General features: G+C 68.2%; 14 protein-coding genes. 7 read left to right on the forward strand and 7 right to left on the reverse strand.

Annotation, left to right across the window (positions count from 1 at the left end):
• The first annotated feature begins 73 nt into the window (after positions 1 to 73).
• The 4 genes from TR33_RS12575 to TR33_RS12590 are packed head-to-tail and all read left to right on the forward strand — an operon-like array spanning position 74 to position 3,944.
• Positions 74 to 1,819: an AbeC-like domain-containing protein gene (locus TR33_RS12575; RefSeq protein WP_017535738.1), complete on the forward strand. Its 1,746-nt coding sequence runs from the start codon at positions 74 to 76 to the stop codon at positions 1,817 to 1,819.
• A complete protein-coding gene (locus TR33_RS12580) occupies positions 1,816 to 2,745 on the forward strand; it encodes a 5'-methylthioadenosine/S-adenosylhomocysteine nucleosidase family protein (RefSeq protein ID WP_042283264.1) in 930 nt (309 codons plus the stop codon). Before TR33_RS12575 ends, TR33_RS12580 begins: the two co-directional genes overlap by 4 nt.
• Positions 2,746 to 2,786: 41 nt before the next feature.
• Positions 2,787 to 3,458 carry a hypothetical protein gene (locus tag TR33_RS12585; protein WP_042283265.1) on the forward strand — a complete coding sequence of 224 codons (672 nt, stop codon included), beginning with the start codon at positions 2,787 to 2,789 and terminating at the stop codon, positions 3,456 to 3,458.
• 54 nt (positions 3,459 to 3,512) lie between these two features.
• Complete coding sequence (locus tag TR33_RS12590) at positions 3,513 to 3,944, forward strand: hypothetical protein (RefSeq protein WP_014911231.1); 432 nt, start codon at positions 3,513 to 3,515, stop codon at positions 3,942 to 3,944.
• Between the two features lie 14 nt (positions 3,945 to 3,958).
• Here TR33_RS12590 and TR33_RS26380 read toward each other — a convergent pair whose 3' ends face one another.
• Positions 3,959 to 4,570, reverse strand: coding sequence for a hypothetical protein (locus TR33_RS26380; protein WP_017535736.1), 612 nt, complete (start codon positions 4,568 to 4,570; stop codon positions 3,959 to 3,961).
• A gap of 497 nt (positions 4,571 to 5,067) precedes the next feature.
• Between TR33_RS26380 and TR33_RS12600 the strand changes: the two genes are divergently transcribed.
• A complete protein-coding gene (locus TR33_RS12600) occupies positions 5,068 to 6,423 on the forward strand; it encodes an outer membrane protein assembly factor BamB family protein (RefSeq protein WP_159068784.1) in 1,356 nt (451 codons plus the stop codon).
• Positions 6,424 to 6,473: 50 nt separating this feature from the next.
• Here TR33_RS12600 and TR33_RS12605 read toward each other — a convergent pair whose 3' ends face one another.
• The 5 genes from TR33_RS12605 to TR33_RS12615 all read right to left on the reverse strand — a co-directional run bounded on the left by TR33_RS12605 (position 6,474) and on the right by TR33_RS12615 (position 9,555).
• Entirely contained in the window at positions 6,474 to 6,833 is a 360-nt protein-coding gene (locus tag TR33_RS12605) for an MmcQ/YjbR family DNA-binding protein (RefSeq protein WP_014911566.1), read from the reverse strand.
• Between the two features lie 65 nt (positions 6,834 to 6,898).
• Positions 6,899 to 7,447: a maltokinase N-terminal cap-like domain-containing protein gene (locus tag TR33_RS12610; protein WP_026125215.1), complete on the reverse strand. Its 549-nt coding sequence runs from the start codon at positions 7,445 to 7,447 to the stop codon at positions 6,899 to 6,901.
• A gap of 508 nt (positions 7,448 to 7,955) precedes the next feature.
• Positions 7,956 to 8,174 carry a hypothetical protein gene (locus TR33_RS26595; RefSeq protein WP_152472941.1) on the reverse strand — a complete coding sequence of 73 codons (219 nt, stop codon included), beginning with the start codon at positions 8,172 to 8,174 and terminating at the stop codon, positions 7,956 to 7,958.
• A 175-nt stretch (positions 8,175 to 8,349) separates the two neighbouring features.
• Positions 8,350 to 8,514 (reverse strand): hypothetical protein, encoded by a 165-nt coding sequence (locus TR33_RS26885; RefSeq protein ID WP_014908821.1) that lies wholly within the window; start codon positions 8,512 to 8,514, stop codon positions 8,350 to 8,352.
• 78 nt (positions 8,515 to 8,592) lie between these two features.
• Positions 8,593 to 9,555 (reverse strand): bile acid:sodium symporter family protein, encoded by a 963-nt coding sequence (locus TR33_RS12615; protein ID WP_017535733.1) that lies wholly within the window; start codon positions 9,553 to 9,555, stop codon positions 8,593 to 8,595.
• A gap of 211 nt (positions 9,556 to 9,766) precedes the next feature.
• Here TR33_RS12615 and TR33_RS12620 point away from each other — a divergent pair, with 211 nt between their 5' ends.
• Together TR33_RS12620 and TR33_RS12625 are read left to right on the forward strand one after the other, a co-directional pair.
• A complete protein-coding gene (locus tag TR33_RS12620; RefSeq protein ID WP_017535732.1) occupies positions 9,767 to 11,452 on the forward strand; it encodes an ABC-F family ATP-binding cassette domain-containing protein in 1,686 nt (561 codons plus the stop codon).
• 376 nt (positions 11,453 to 11,828) lie between these two features.
• The gene (locus TR33_RS12625) at positions 11,829 to 13,232 is read left to right on the forward strand and encodes a nucleobase:cation symporter-2 family protein (RefSeq protein WP_017535731.1); all 1,404 of its coding nucleotides are present in this window, start codon (positions 11,829 to 11,831) and stop codon (positions 13,230 to 13,232) included.
• 69 nt (positions 13,233 to 13,301) lie between these two features.
• Here TR33_RS12625 and TR33_RS12630 read toward each other — a convergent pair whose 3' ends face one another.
• Positions 13,302 to 14,147, reverse strand: a complete 846-nt coding sequence (locus TR33_RS12630) for a hypothetical protein (protein WP_017535730.1) — start codon at positions 14,145 to 14,147, stop codon at positions 13,302 to 13,304.
• Positions 14,148 to 14,252 lie beyond the last annotated feature (105 nt).

Here is a 14,252-nt window from a genome sequence, read left to right on the forward strand (position 1 = left end):
GTCATCTTGACTTTAACTCGATCGACCACTTATGGTCTCGTTGACCTTAACCCCCTTCGAGACAGGGAACGGTATGCCCACCCTCCTCGCGCCCCCGGATCGGCGAACCTCCGAATCCGGGCCCTTCAACACCACACGGCACTTGTGCGCCGGTGTCCACGTCGACGAGGGTTTTCGCGATCTCGTCATCCGGGAGGTCTGCACGGCCCCACGTCGGCGGGTGGCCCCCTCCTACGGGTTCGACCTCGTACCCGTCATGCACCACGCCTGGCTGGCCGCCCATCTGACCGCGTTCCTGAGGCTGTCCCTGCTGAGCTCGGTCGCGGTGCCGTTCCTGTTCGGACATACGGTGACGACCGCGCTGATGGTGGGCGGATTCTTCCTCCTCCACCTCCTGGACCGCGCAGTCGCCCTTTCGGCGAAGATCTCCCGGACCGAGGACCCGCTGACGCCCCGTCGAGGGAAGAAACGTCGATTCCACCGCCGACGCCCCCTGCGTCTCCCCTCGACCGGGGACTGGAGGGTCCGAGAGGAGACCCTCAAGCTCAAACGCGTCGGGATCGCGGCGCTCATCATCGCCTTCCTCATGCTCGGCCTGGGCTTCGGTTCACCCGCGCAGGCGATCCTCGCGGGCCGATGGGGCTGCGCCGTCCTCGTGGTGACGGTCCTCGTCGGGATCGTCCGCCAGATATGGCTCAACGGGATCCAACGGAAGGAGGCCCTCCGGCCGAAGAGGCTCTCCGCCCGCGCCACGATCGTGGCCGAACAACAGGACCACCCCTGTGTCGTCTATCGCCGCCCCGAGCACAAGGGGAAGGAGGACGAGGAGAGCTCCGTCTTCACGCTCTTCGGCGACGAATCACCCTTCATCGGTGCGGGCGAGCTCATCCACCAGTGGAACCCGCCCATGACCATCCAGCTCCTGCGGCCCGGAAGCGACGACCAGCCCCTCTCCCTACGAGAGCACCGCTATCCGCCCTTCAAACCCCACGAGCTGGTGGACCACCTGCGCGAGGCCGTCGACCAGCTCCGTGGGGACGACGAGGACGTCCGCCTCCCCGTGAACGCCCGAGACCGGGTGTACGTGGCCGACTCGGATCTCTCCGACGACCGCGCCCTGCTCAAAGGGAAGATCGACAAGGCGTCGATGCGTCGGATCATCGACTCCCAGGACCCGAACCTGTACCACTTCCTCGAGGTGAGCGTTCCCGACGCGGGGACCGAACTCATGGCCACGGTCCTCCTCCAGGTCGGCCTCCGAGGTCGCACGCTCAGCCTGGTCTTCGCCGCCTGCGCGCTGACACGGACACCGGACCACTTCCGCAAGGGCGGCGAGTACGGCCAGAGCGGAAAACGCGCCGTCCTCTCGGCCGCCTTCGGCTCCCTGACCCGTCTGCCCCGCGAGGTCACGCGCCTCCCGCGGATCGTCTCCTATCCCTGGCATCTGGCCAGGCGGCTCGTCACTCGCCGACCGGACCCGACCCTGACCCCCACCCGGAACGTCTCCATCGCCAGTCGTCTCAGCATTCGCGAGGAGAAGGCCCAGGAGTGGAACAAGGTCCAGCTCGACAAGATCCGTCTCCTCGGCCACATGAAGAACATCGAGCGGCGACTGCTCAAGGCCACCAGTGACTTCCTGTGCTCCCGAGGCGTCGACATCTCCGAGTTCGACGACCGCGCGACGCAGATCATCAACAGCGGAATTCTCAACCTCGGTGGTCAGAACCACAACAGCAACGTCGTCGGCGACGGCGCCCACGTCGAGAACCACGCCCCCCAGCAGAACAACGGACCCCGACAGAACGGAAACGCGGCATGATCCCGAACCATCTTCCGAGCACCAACAGCGGCATCGTCAACCTTGGAGGTCAGAACCACAACAGCAACGTCGTCGGCGACGGCGCCCACGTCGACAACCGACGGATCACCCCCACCCCTTCGGCACCGGCCGAGGGCATCGAGAACCCGAAGGGATCACGGCACGCCGACGTCGGCGTCGTCACGATCCTGCCGGAGGAGATGCGCGCGGTGGTCGACCGTTTCGGCCTGAAACGAAGCGAACGACGCGACGGCCTCTTCTTCAACACCGGCACGGTGGAGACGGAGAGCGGGCCGCTCTCCGTCGTGGCCGCCCGCACACACAGCCCCGGGCAACGATCGACGATGTCCACCCTGGACCACCTGCGCCACCACTACTCCCCCCGCCTGTGGCTCCTGGTCGGGATCGGTGGCGGACTCGACCCGGTCGACGCCCGGGTCGGCAACGTGATCGTCTCCACCCGGATCGTGTACTACGACTCCCGCAAGATCAAGGCCGACGACGTACAGCGTCGAGGGGAGGAACGGGAGACCCCCGCGCGCATGGTCCACGCGGTCAACGCCTACTTCACCGACCACGGCTCCCCCGCCGGCATCCGGGGCCAGATCGACGGTCACCGCAAGCGGACCTTCGAGGTGCTCCACGGTCTCGTCGGATCGGGCGAGGCCGTGATCGCCGACCGCAACGCCGACGAGCGTCGCTACCTGAAGCACTACAACGACAAGGTGTTGGCGGTCGACATGGAGTCCGGCGGTCTGAGCCAGTACTGGCAGGAGAACTCGGTGAGCTCCTCTCCCAACCCGGGCTGGGTGGTGGTACGGGGGATCTCCGACAACGCCGACCAGGAGAAGAACGACGACCACCACGAGCTGGCCGCGTTCAACGCCGCGCACGTCGCCCGGGAACTGCTCCCCTACCTGTGCTGACCGGGCCTCCACGATGACACTCCCTTGATGGAGGGGATCACATGACCGCCTTCGGCCTCGGTGTACTCAGCTCGCTCCTCGCCACCGCCCTCGTATGCGCGCTCGGCTGGGCCCGCGCCTCCCGCCCCCGGTGGTGGGCGATCTCCCTGCTCGCGCGCCTCACGGGTACCGGTGTCCACCGCGTGTACCGCGAACAGCGTCTCGCCGAGGCCGATCTGGCGGAGGACCTGGCCCGGGCCCGCAGGGTCAAGGTCCTGACAGGGCGGGGCAACACGCTCACCCGTGACGTGTTCGCCCCGCTCTGGTCCGCCGGGGCCACGCGCCCCGTCCCCGTACAGCTGCTGTTGCCCGACCCCGACACCTGCTCCGGCCACTGGTTACGGCAACGCGCCGAAGCCCTGAGCACCACCGATCCGGGGGTGACCGAGCACCTGTTGCGCGATCAGATCGGCGCCAACATCGACTATCTGGACGAGGTGGGAAGGAAACGGCCGAACATGGAGCTGCGTCTGTTCGACCTTCCCCACTCCCACCGGATCGTCCTCACCGATCAGGCCGCCTACCTGACCTTCTACTCACGACACGACCACGGCAGGAACTCCCCCTGCCTCTACCTTCGTGCCCCCGGTCTCCTCTACGACGTCGTGTCGGAGCTCTTCTCCGCCATCTGGGCCGGCGTTCCGCCCCGCCCCGGCCCTCCGGAAATCGACTGAATCCGGCCTGTGGACAACCCGATCCGGTCCACTTCGGCGGCGCAGACTGGGAACATGCTCTCCGCCGCAGCGCACACGCTGCTCCGCACCCTCCTCCGCGACGTGCCCGGCCGACACCATCTCCTCACCCTGAACACCGGTCATACGATGACCACCACCATCGAACGGCGAGGCCGGACCTTCGACGTCCAACGGCCCGAGGTCGTGGAACGTCTCCACCTGGCCCTGCTCCGCGGGGCTCCGGCCGGCCTGGTCGTGCGCACCCTCGTCGACGCCCTCCCCCGCCCGAACGGTGAGAGGCGCTCCCCCACCCGGCTCGTCCGAGGTTGGCGGGTGGACCGTTCCGGGCTGATCCCCCTGGACGAGGCCCAGATGTTCGACGCCCACTGCACCGACGCGGTCTCCGGCGAACCCGTCCCGCCCGAACCCGGGGTGGAGTACACCGGTGCCCCCTCCGTCGACCTGTCACCCCTCCTCGGACGGTGAGAGGACCGTGACCTCTACGGACGGACGAGACTCTGTCGCAGGAGCATCGTCGTCGTCTCCTGGAGAACACCGCGTTGCAGCGGCGACAGACAGACCCGCAGCAGCTCGGGATGTCGGCCCGGATCAGGGCAGACGAAGAGGGCCAGGACCCGCATGACCAGAAGGAGTTCCTCCGGGGGACGCAGCCCCAGAAGTTCCACCACGCAACGCCACACCGCCTCCAGGGCGGTGTCGGCGATCGCCTCCTGCGCCGCGCCCCAACCCGGTGGCGTCCGTTCCTCCACAAGCTCGCGGGCGTACACGGGCACCTTGTCGATCACCCGCCCCCACCGGTCGGCGGCTTCCACGAGCACGGTCAGCAGGGAACACCAGAAATGTCCGGGCAGAACCCGCGAGATGTCCGCCGTCTCGGGGCGGGTGACCGAGCGACGACGCGCCTCCACTCGGACGTGGACGAAGGCGTGCGTATTGAGTCGGAGGCCGAGCTCTCTGATCCGTGCCACCGTGGCGGGGCGGGCGGCCAGGTGGCCTGCGATGTCGATCCTGGCCATCGTGGTGGCCGAGTGGAGCATCCCCTCGGTCGGCGAGGCCAGTCGTCGACGGCGCTCCCGTTCCTCGGTGCCCACCTCGCGGCACCATTCCCGGTAAGCCTGTTCATAACGTCTCTCGCGCTCTTCCGGGTACTCGTTCGCCAGATCCAGGTGGCCCGGCCACCCGTGCAGGCTGCCTCCGCAACCCGAACACGAGCAGCCGGGGTTCCTGGCGTTCGCACAGGCCTGGTTATGCGCCACAGGGCCTCCGGGGGTCGATGACCAGAGGGGGACGGGCCGCCACCACTGTGGCCCACGAGATCGGAACGCGGTATCACCTCACGGGTGACTCTCCCTCCACCCCCGTGTCACACACCCCTGCCCCCGCCGGCCCCGGTCACGAGGATCGCCCCGGGCAAGGGGCCCGCGCCTCCGTTCTCCGCAGGAGAGGTCCAGGCGCCCTTTTCCGCATGAGCACGTTTTCCGAGACCGGTTCCCCTACGATCACGCGTGGTACCCCCGAACCCTCAGGAGAACGAGTGCCGACCGACCGCACTTCGCGCACAAGGTGGCTGTCCCCCTCATTGGCCGCTATGGCCCTGCTGACCGCTTCCGCTTGTACTTCCGTGGGGCCCGAGGCGAGAACCGGAACGGAAACCGCGGCCCCGGGGATGGAGGCCCTAGAATTCGATGAATTCCTTCCGGCGTTGGATTTCGACCAGAGCGGCGCCCCCCATGTCCTGAGCGGACAAGGCGGACTTTCCTCTATCGACATCCTCGGGCCCATCGTCGTCCATGCGAGCGAGCAGGGCCTGCGTGCTCACAACGTCGTGGACGACACCCCCATGTGGATCACGACCACCGAGCACGGTGGAACCACCCCGCGTTCGGTTCGAACCGTGGAACACTCGGACACCGTTCTGGCGATCGCAACCTTCGAGACAAGGATTCCCGGAGAGGGTACGAGCCGAGACCGTCTCATGTCCGAGGTGCTCGCCGTGGACCTCTTCGAAGGCGAGACGCTCTGGCACATCGTCGCCGAGGCCGAGGGAGGCTTTTCGGGAAGGATCATCGGAGCGGCGAACGACTCAGTGATTCTGAGCGACCAAGGGGCGCACTCCCTCGTTCTGAAGGATGGAAGCCACTCATGGTCGGAACCGCACGTAACACCGCGCTTCGTTGATGAGAGTGGTGTGCTCGTAGCGACCTCGGAGGATTCCGACACCGATCTCTACGATGTCCATCGTCTGCACGGAATCGACGTCGACACCGGCGAGAGGCTTTGGGAGACCTGGGAGGAAGGTGATCACGCCACTCACTCCCAAGCGGCCAGGAACGAGTACTCCGACCTCTTGGACACGGACCCCGATCCGGGAGAGATGGTCATGGCCCATGGATCGCTCAATGGATACCAGGTGCAGAGCGTACGTTCCGCGGGCCCCGGGCGCTTCTATGCCATCGCCTCCTACAGCAGGAACCCCTGGGACCGGGACACCCGTGGAGGAACGATCGCGCTCTTCGATACGGCCACCGGAATCGCGGACTTCAGCATCAATCACGACCCTCTCACCGCGGATTCGGCGCCCCGTCTCGGTTGGGGTGAGGCGACGTGTGGTTTCGACGGAACGAGGAATGTGACGTGCTGGGCGGAGGACCCCGGTCTCACCCTGGTCAACATCGATGCCGTCGAAGGAGAGGTGCTCTGGGTCGAATGGTTCTCGCACGACTCGGAGCGCCGCCCCATCAAACCGGTGAGCACGAACAACGGTGTTCTCTACGCGACGATCACGGATCTGGAAGCCTGGGAGAAGCCGATCATTCTCGATCTCGAGGACGGGTCGGACCTGGTCTTGAACCCGGGAGCCGCACCTGTCATGACCAATGGCTCGATCGCGATCGAGCCGGCCGAAGGGCGTGAGGGATTCCATGCCTACCCGGTGACGGGTTGATCCGAGGTCCCTGGAGCAGTTCGGGATCGGTGCCGGGGTGACGGGCGGGGTCAGGCGGAGATCAGGGCGGCGGGGGTCGGCGCGCTCTCCCGGAGTTCGTCGGGCACCGTCAGGTACCAGGCCTCCAGGGTGAGCTCGCCGAGTTCGTCCAGTTCGATGCCGTCGAGGTGGACCACCACCCAGCCGAACTCGCCGGTGGTGAACTGGACCTCGAAGACGTCGGGGCGTTCGGCGACCAGGGCGGCCTGCTCCCACAGGGGTTGTTTGAGGCCCACGGTGGCGGTGTCGGGCCACAGGTAGCCGAAGGGTCTGCCCCGCACCCTGAAAGTGGTGTACCGCTCCGAGTCCTGGTGCGTGCTCTCCGGGAGCGCGTCGACCAATCTGAGGAACCGCTCGATCTCGACAGCCATGGGAAGAGACAACCACACCCCACCGACACGACGCCCCGGGGGCGATGCCGTCGGTGGGGCGGAGGTCAGCCCAGGGTCGCGACCACGGCCCGGCCGCCGTCCCAGCGGGCGACGAGTCGCGTGGGGCCCTCGGTGGCCCGATCCAGGACGTGGGGGATGTCGACGCGTCCCTCGCCGGAGGTCCGACCGTCGGTCTCCCTGGAGATCAGGACCGTCTGTTCCCTGGTCCCGAGTTCGCGGTCTCCGTCCCGGATCTCCAGTGCGGCCTGTTCCTGCGCGCCCTCCAAGGCTCGGCGGAAGCAGGCGACGGCGGTCTCGTCGCCGGTGCCGTCGTAGACCCAGCGTTCTCCGAGGACGGAGTGGTCCATGGTGCCGACCAGGTGTTCCTCGGCGCCGCTGAGAGGGGCGCCGCGGTAGGTCAGCGGCACGTGGAGCAGTCGTTCGCCACGTCGGACCAGGAAGTTCTCGATTCCGACCTCGCCTTCGGGGTCGTCGAACCGGTAGGAGCCGAGGATCTCGGTGGGGCCGTCTCCGGCCCATGACCGTCCGTCGAGCCATGCACCGATCAGGGTCGGTTTGTCCGGGTCGAGTACGGCCTTGTAGATGATCGCCATGCGCACCAGTATCCGACATCCGATTCCCGGGGCGCGAGGGGGACGTCCCGGGGGCCGTGGGAGGGGTCGAAGCGTGGATGAATTCCCCCCGAACACCGCGTGTTCCTCCGTGCGCAAGGGCGGCGGATCGAACGGACGGCCACTGGTGGATTTCGCGTTATCACAGTTCAGAGCCGGGTTCTGGGATTCTGGAAATTCTTTGCCCTAAACCCTTCGGGTACTACTTCGAAGGCTCTCTTGCGATTCTCGGGACAGTTCCCGACCTTCCCGGTGCCGTTCACGACCCGGAGGGGCGGGACGTGTGGGGCCTCCCTCGTTTCGGGGCCCCTCGGGCCTCGACTTCGGCGGGGCCCGTCCGGTCCGTTGAGCCTCGAGTGTCTCCGGCAGATTCCCGTGTTGGTACCCCCGTCACTCGTTGACGGGGGTCGGCGGTCCGCCCGGGATCCGGCACAGGCCCCGGGCGGAAGGTCAACGACCGGGTCTTCTGGGTTTCACGGGTACTCCCTGGTCAGTGGTGGGTGCAGTAGGGGGGCCTACGCCATCGGGGGACGTGACCGCGGGGTGTGCGCCTCCGCTCGCCCGAGCATGTGGCGGCGGCCGTGATCCGGGGTGGTGGCCCGGTGGCCGTGCAGTTGACGAGTCGCTCGACGAACACCCCCGAGGTGGAGAGCAGGGCGAGTACGAGGAACCCGGAGCAGGGGACCACGAGACGGTGTCGCTCGGTCATACGACCACCCTGACAGGCGCATCGTGATGGGTCCATGACTTTCGGTGATGATCGCCGGCCGCTTGAGGACAGGGCCACTCGGTGTGGGTCCCGGGTTCGCGGGGAAACCTCTCCTCGCCGCCCGGAGGTTTCGCAGCTTCGGGACGGTTTCGTCCCGAAGCGCGGCGCGGGCGGGTCAGGTGAACAGTTCCAACAGGACGATCACCAGTCCGATGACGAGCATCGAGATCAGCAGGAAGTAACAGCCGACGTTGCCGGTGGGGCCGGGGTCGCGGGTGGGTCCCCGCCGGATGTCGTTCCTTCCCTTACCGGGCTTGCGCTTCTTCTTACGGGCGGCCACGCGTATCCGTCCTCGTGTTCGGGGGATGTGGAAGGCAGAGCCTGCCACGCGCTCCGGCGGCCCGGCAACCCCGGAGGCTCAGGGGGCGGGGGTCTCCTCCCGGTCTCCTTCGGTCGCCGGGGGACGGCGGGCCCAGAAGGTGGCCACGGCGGCCCCGGAGAGGTTGTGCCAGACCGAGAACAGCGCTCCGGGTAGGGCGGCGAGTGGCTCGAAGTGCGCGGTGGCCAGGCTCGCGGCCAGCCCCGAGTTCTGCATGCCGACCTCGACGCTCAGGGCGCGACGGCCGGTCTCGGGCAGGCGCCCGGCCAGACCCACCAGGTAGCCCAGGGCCAGGCCGAGGGTGTTGTGCGCGATCACGGCCAGCCCCAGGAGGAGTCCGGTGGTCATGACGGCGTCGGCGTTGGCTCCGACCACCCCGGTGACGACCAGCACGATGCCGAGCACCGAGATCAGGGGCAGTACGGGCAGGATCCCGGCCACCAGGCGTCCGGCGAAGGTACGCAGCAGGAGACCGCCCACGACCGGGAGTAGCACGACCTGGAGGATGGACAGGAACATGTCCCCGGCGGAGACGTCCAGGGTCGAGCCGGCCAGGGCCAGGACCAGCAGCGGGGTGATGAACGGCGCCAGCAGAGTGGAGATGGAGGTCATCGCCACGGACAGGGCGACGTCTCCCCTGGCCAAATACACGATGACATTCGACGAGGTACCCCCTGGCGAGGCGCCCACCAGGATCATGCCGACCACCAGCAGGGGCGGCAGCCCGAACGCGTGGGCGATGCCCCATCCCAGCAGCGGCATGATCGTGTACTGGGCGAGGACGCCGAGCAGGACGGCGCCCGGGTGGCGGGCCACGATCCGGAAGTCCGCCGGGCGCATGCTCAGGCCCATGCCGAACATGATGACGCCGAGCAGCAGGGATACGTGCGGGGTGATCTGCGCCGCCTGGGAGGGCAGCGCGAGCCCGACGAGCGCCCCCGCCAGGACCAGGACCGCGAACCATCGGCCGACGAAGTCGGCGACCTGCTTGATGACCGTCATCGTGTACTTCTTCCGCATCCCGCCCGGTGAGGAAGGTCGATTCCGGGCGAACGGCACGTTACCCCCTGGTCACGGCGGTCCCGCCACCGGGGCCGTCCTTGTCTTCCGTCTCCGACCGTCGAACGGGAAAAGCCGTTGCCCCGCGGCCCCCTCGCATGGAAATCTTCCCGGGCACGGAAGACCGTGCGAGGTCATGAGGAGGGGTACGGTCGTGGGCCATATCGACGTCGACCGGGTCACCTACACGCTCCCGGACGGGAGAGTGCTGCTGGACGAGGTGTCGTTCAAGGTCGGCGAGGGGTCCAGGACCGCACTCGTCGGCGCGAACGGTTCCGGTAAGAGCACACTGTTGCGGCTGATCCGGGGAGAGGCGAGGGCCGGCTCCGGAGCCGTGACCGTGACCGGCGAGCTCGGGGTGATGCCGCAGTTCGTGGGGCACGTGCGGGACGCGACCACCGTGCACGAACTGCTGGTGTCGGTCTCCTCGCCATCGGTGCGCCGGACCCACGCGGAGCTGGAGCGGGCCGAGGAGGCGATGATGGTCTCCGAGGACGAGCGGACCCAGATGCGCTACGCCGAGGCGATCACCCGCTACGCCGACGCGGGAGGCTACGACGCCGAGGTGGTGTGGGACCAGTGCTGTGAGGCGGCGCTCGGGGTCTCGTACATGGGCTGCCGGTGGCGTGAGGTGCGCACCCTGTCCGGGGGCGAGCAGAAGCGTCTGGTCGTCGAGGCGCTGTTGCGCGGGCCGGCACCGGTGCTGTTGTTGGACGAGCCCGACAACTATCTGGACGTTCCCGGGAAGCGGTGGCTGGAGGAGGCGCTGCTCTCCTCCCCCAAGACGTTGTTGTTCGTCTCGCACGATCGTGAGCTGCTCGGTCGGGTCCCCGATCGGATCGTCACGGTCGAGACGGGCCCGGCGGGTAACGGCGCGTGGGTGCACGGAGGTTCCTTCGACACCTACCACGAGGCCCGGCGGGAGAGGTTCGCCCGGTTGGAGGAGCTGCGTCGCCGTTGGGACGAGGAGCACGCCAAGCTCCGGGACCTGGTGGCCATGTACAAGCAGAAGGCGTCCTACAACTCGGACATGGCCACCCGCTATCAGTCCGCGCGCACCCGCCTGCGACGTTTCGAGGAGGTGGGGCCGCCCGAAGGCCCTCCTCGGGAGCAGAACCTGCGGATGCGGTTGCGCGGGGGACGGACCGGCAAACGGGCCCTGGTGTGCGAGGGGCTGGAGCTGACCGGGCTGATGCGCCCCTTCGATCTGGAGGTCTGGTACGGCGACCGGATCGGTGTCCTGGGGTCCAACGGTTCCGGTAAGTCGCACTTCCTGCGGTTGCTCGCCCGGGGCGGGGACGATCCGGCGTCCTCGGAGGTCCCGGAGGAGGAGCGCGAGCGGGTGGAGCCGGTGGCGCACACCGGGCGGGCCCGTCTGGGCGCCCGGGTACTGCCGGGGTGGTTCGCCCAGACCCACGAGCATCCGGAGTTCGTCGGACGCACGCTCCTGGACATCCTGCACAACGGGGCGGGGACCCGTAAGGGGGTGCCCCGCGACGAGGCTGGTCGTGCCCTGGACCGCTATGAACTGGCGCTCTGCGCCGAGCAGACCTTCGACACGCTATCGGGCGGTCAGCAGGCCCGCTTCCAGGTGCTGTTGCTGGAGTTGTCGGGGGCGACGATGCTGCTGTTGGACGAGCCCACCGACAACCTGGACGTGGTGTCGGCCGAGGCGTTGGAGTCGGCGTTGGACGCCTACAAGGGGACGGTCCTGGCGGTCACGCACGACCGTTGGTTCGCCCGGGGCTTCGACCGGTTCGTGGTGTTCGGCGCGGATGGTCGCGTGTACGAGTCGGACGAGCCGGTGTGGGACGAGTCCAGGGTCGCGCGGACCCGGTAGGGAAGCCCGTCGAGGCGGGCGTCGAAAGCGGTCTTCGTCACGTTACGGGGCCGGTCGCGGGGTGTGCCGCGGCCGGCCCCGTCGTCGTCTCAGGGGAGTCCGGAGAGGCCGGAGTCCCCCGGTGGAGGGCGATGTGAAGCGTGTGCGGACCGCGGCGGAGGCCATGCGCACGCCCCGGGACGGATACGGAGGGGAGCGAATTCGAAACGGAGGGCATTGGTGTCTTTCTACAACCGTTCACCCCGAATTTGCATGTTGATTCGGATCATCCGATGATTTGACCGCTCGGCGTCATGTTCCGAGCCCGGCGCGCGACGACACGGCCTCCGTGTTCGGCGCCCTCCCGCACCGCACCACCCCGGAAGGCCCAGCCACGATGAAGTTCCCCAAGGGCGGCACGGACACCCGCTCCGACGACCGGGGCCGCGCGGTCGACGAGCGCCCCGAGGACGAGAGACCACCGCTTCGGCAGATGGTCGTCTACGGCCTCCAGCACATCCTGTCGCTGTACACGGGCGTCATCACCCCGCCGCTGATCGTCGCCGCCGCCCTGGGCCTGAACCCGACCGATACCGCCCTCATCATCAGCGCGGCCCTGCTGGTCAGCGGCCTGATGACCCTGGTGCAGACACTCGGCGTGTGGCGCTTCGGCATCCGGATGCCGCTGGTCATCGGCACCTCGTTCACCCCGGTCACCGCGATGATCGCGATCGGCGACTCCCACGGCCTGCCCGTCGTCTTCGGCGCGTCGATCGTCGCGGGGCTCTTCGGCATCCTCATCGCGCCGGTCATCGCCGGGCTGATCCGTTTCTTCCCGCCGGTCGTCACCGGCAGCGTCATCACCATCATCGGCATCACGCTGATGCCGGTGGCGGTCGGTTGGATCACCGAGGGCGGGCAGGACGGCGTGCCCACCGGCGTCGACATGCTCCTGGCCGGGGCGACCCTGGCCATCATCCTGGTGCTGACCAAGGTCCTGCGCGGTGCGTGGAACCGCTCGGCGATCCTCATCGGCATGCTGCTGGGCACTCTGCTCGCCGCGTCCCTGGGCCGTCTCGACCTCGATTCCGTGGGCGAGGGGCCGGCCTTCTCCCTGCCCGCCTTCTTCCACTTCGGTCCGCCGGAGTTCCAGGTCGCCGCGATCGTGACGATGTCGATCGTGATGGTGGTGATCCTGGCCGAGGGTATGGCCGACATCCTCGGCGTGGGCCAGGTCGTGGGCAGCAGGATCGATGGTCGACGTCTGGCGGACGGCCTCCGCGCCGACGCCGCCATGGCGGTCGTGGGTCCGCTGTTCAACTCCTTCCCCGGCAGTACCTTCAGCCAGAACATCGGTCTCATCGCGTTGAGCCGGGTCAAGAGCCGTTACGTGGTGGCCACGGGGGCGGCGTTCCTCGTCGCGATGGGGCTCTTCCCGTTCCTGGGTCAGATCGTGGCGGTGATCCCCTCGGCCGTCCTCGGCGGCACCGGTCTGGTGCTGTTCGGCTCGGTGGCCGCGGCGGGTATCCAGACCCTGGGCAAGGCGGACTACGAGGGCACCAACAACCTGATCATCGTGGCGGTCTCCCTCGGACTCGGCATCCTGTCGATCGCCTCGCCCACGTTCTTCTCCGCCTTCCCGGACTGGGCCTCGATGATCCTGAGCTCGGGGGTGGTCACGGCCACGATCTCCGCGCTGCTGCTCAACGTCTTCTTCGAGGTCCTGGGTTCCGGTCGGAGGAAGTCCCCCGAACCCGAACCCGCACCCGACGAGGCGGAACCCTCCGGGGTCGGGGGCTGACCCCTCACCCGCCGCGGGCACACGGGGCGTCGACGTTCGTCGGCGCCCCGTCCCCGTTCTCGGCCCAGGTCAACCGACCGGGATCTCCAGGTCCACTCGGGAGGAGCATTCGGCCAGGCAGCCGCCGACCGCGAGTCGGCCTCCGAGCGGGGTGCCGGCGGGGAACGCGAGCATGGTCTGCGTGGTCCGGCCCGCCTCCAGGTGGTGATCGCCGATCGCCTCGGAGGCACGTCTGCGCTCTCCGTCGGTGGTGGTGTAGGAGGCTCCGGGAAGGTCGAGATCGGCGTCGTCGGTGGTGGTGAACTCCGCGGTGACGACGAGGTCGTCGCGGGTGATCGACCGGTAGGCGGTGATCAGTCGGGCCTCGACCCCCGCGGAGCCGGCGGTGGTGTCCTGGGCCGAGACCAGCCGTTCCCCCGGGTCGATGTCGTCGATCCGGAATCCCGTGACCAGCCCCTCCTCGGTGGTGAAGTCGGTGAAGCGGGCACAGGTGCCCGGCGCGGGCTCGGCCGGGCATACCTCGAAACCGTCGGCGTCGGGCTCCACCGAGGCGGCGTCCGGTATCTCCCCCGCCTCGTCGAGGGCGGCGGCGACCTGCGCGAAGTGGCGCAGATAGAGGTGGGCGGCGGAGTCCTCGACCGCCAACGCGGTCCCGCGTCGCATCGCCTCGGGGTCGTCGAAGCGGGCCAGGGCCATCATGTACTCGGTGGCGTCCTCGGGTTCGGCGGCGTTTCCGATGGGACGTTCGTCCTTCCCGGGCTCGGGAGGTCCGGTCTCGTCGGCCGGCGGGGGGCTCATCGTGGGTCCGGGCGCGTCTTCGAGCGGGTTCCCCGATCCGGGGTGTTCCTCGACGGGCCCGCAGGCCGTGGCGAGGAGGAGCAGGACGAGGGCCGCCGCCGCGCCACGTTCCGACATGTACTCATACCCCCCGCCGGGAACGACACCAGGAATGCCGATTCTCGGGGATGAGACCCATCTACTGTCCGGTTTCACACGCTTTTAGACGATTTCTGATCATCC

This window comes from Nocardiopsis alba, from assembly GCF_000710955.1.
GTDB lineage: Bacteria > Actinomycetota > Actinomycetes > Streptosporangiales > Streptosporangiaceae > Nocardiopsis > Nocardiopsis alba.

Excerpts from the sequence above, each read along its gene's own strand:
- TR33_RS12575 (WP_017535738.1), top strand. The coding sequence starts at position 74 with ATGCCCACCCTCCTCGCGCCCCCGGATCGGCGAACCTCCGAATCCGGG.
- TR33_RS12580 (WP_042283264.1), top strand. The coding sequence starts at position 1,816 with ATGATCCCGAACCATCTTCCGAGCACCAACAGCGGCATCGTCAACCTT.
- TR33_RS12585 (WP_042283265.1), top strand. The coding sequence starts at position 2,787 with ATGACCGCCTTCGGCCTCGGTGTACTCAGCTCGCTCCTCGCCACCGCC.
- TR33_RS12590 (WP_014911231.1), top strand. The coding sequence starts at position 3,513 with ATGCTCTCCGCCGCAGCGCACACGCTGCTCCGCACCCTCCTCCGCGAC.
- TR33_RS12600 (WP_159068784.1), top strand. The coding sequence starts at position 5,068 with ATGGCCCTGCTGACCGCTTCCGCTTGTACTTCCGTGGGGCCCGAGGCG.
- TR33_RS12605 (WP_014911566.1), bottom strand. The coding sequence starts at position 6,833 with ATGGCTGTCGAGATCGAGCGGTTCCTCAGATTGGTCGACGCGCTCCCG.
- TR33_RS12610 (WP_026125215.1), bottom strand. The coding sequence starts at position 7,447 with ATGGCGATCATCTACAAGGCCGTACTCGACCCGGACAAACCGACCCTG.
- TR33_RS26595 (WP_152472941.1), bottom strand. The coding sequence starts at position 8,174 with ATGACCGAGCGACACCGTCTCGTGGTCCCCTGCTCCGGGTTCCTCGTA.
- TR33_RS12615 (WP_017535733.1), bottom strand. The coding sequence starts at position 9,555 with ATGACGGTCATCAAGCAGGTCGCCGACTTCGTCGGCCGATGGTTCGCG.
- TR33_RS12625 (WP_017535731.1), top strand. The coding sequence starts at position 11,829 with ATGAAGTTCCCCAAGGGCGGCACGGACACCCGCTCCGACGACCGGGGC.
- TR33_RS12630 (WP_017535730.1), bottom strand. The coding sequence starts at position 14,147 with ATGTCGGAACGTGGCGCGGCGGCGGCCCTCGTCCTGCTCCTCCTCGCC.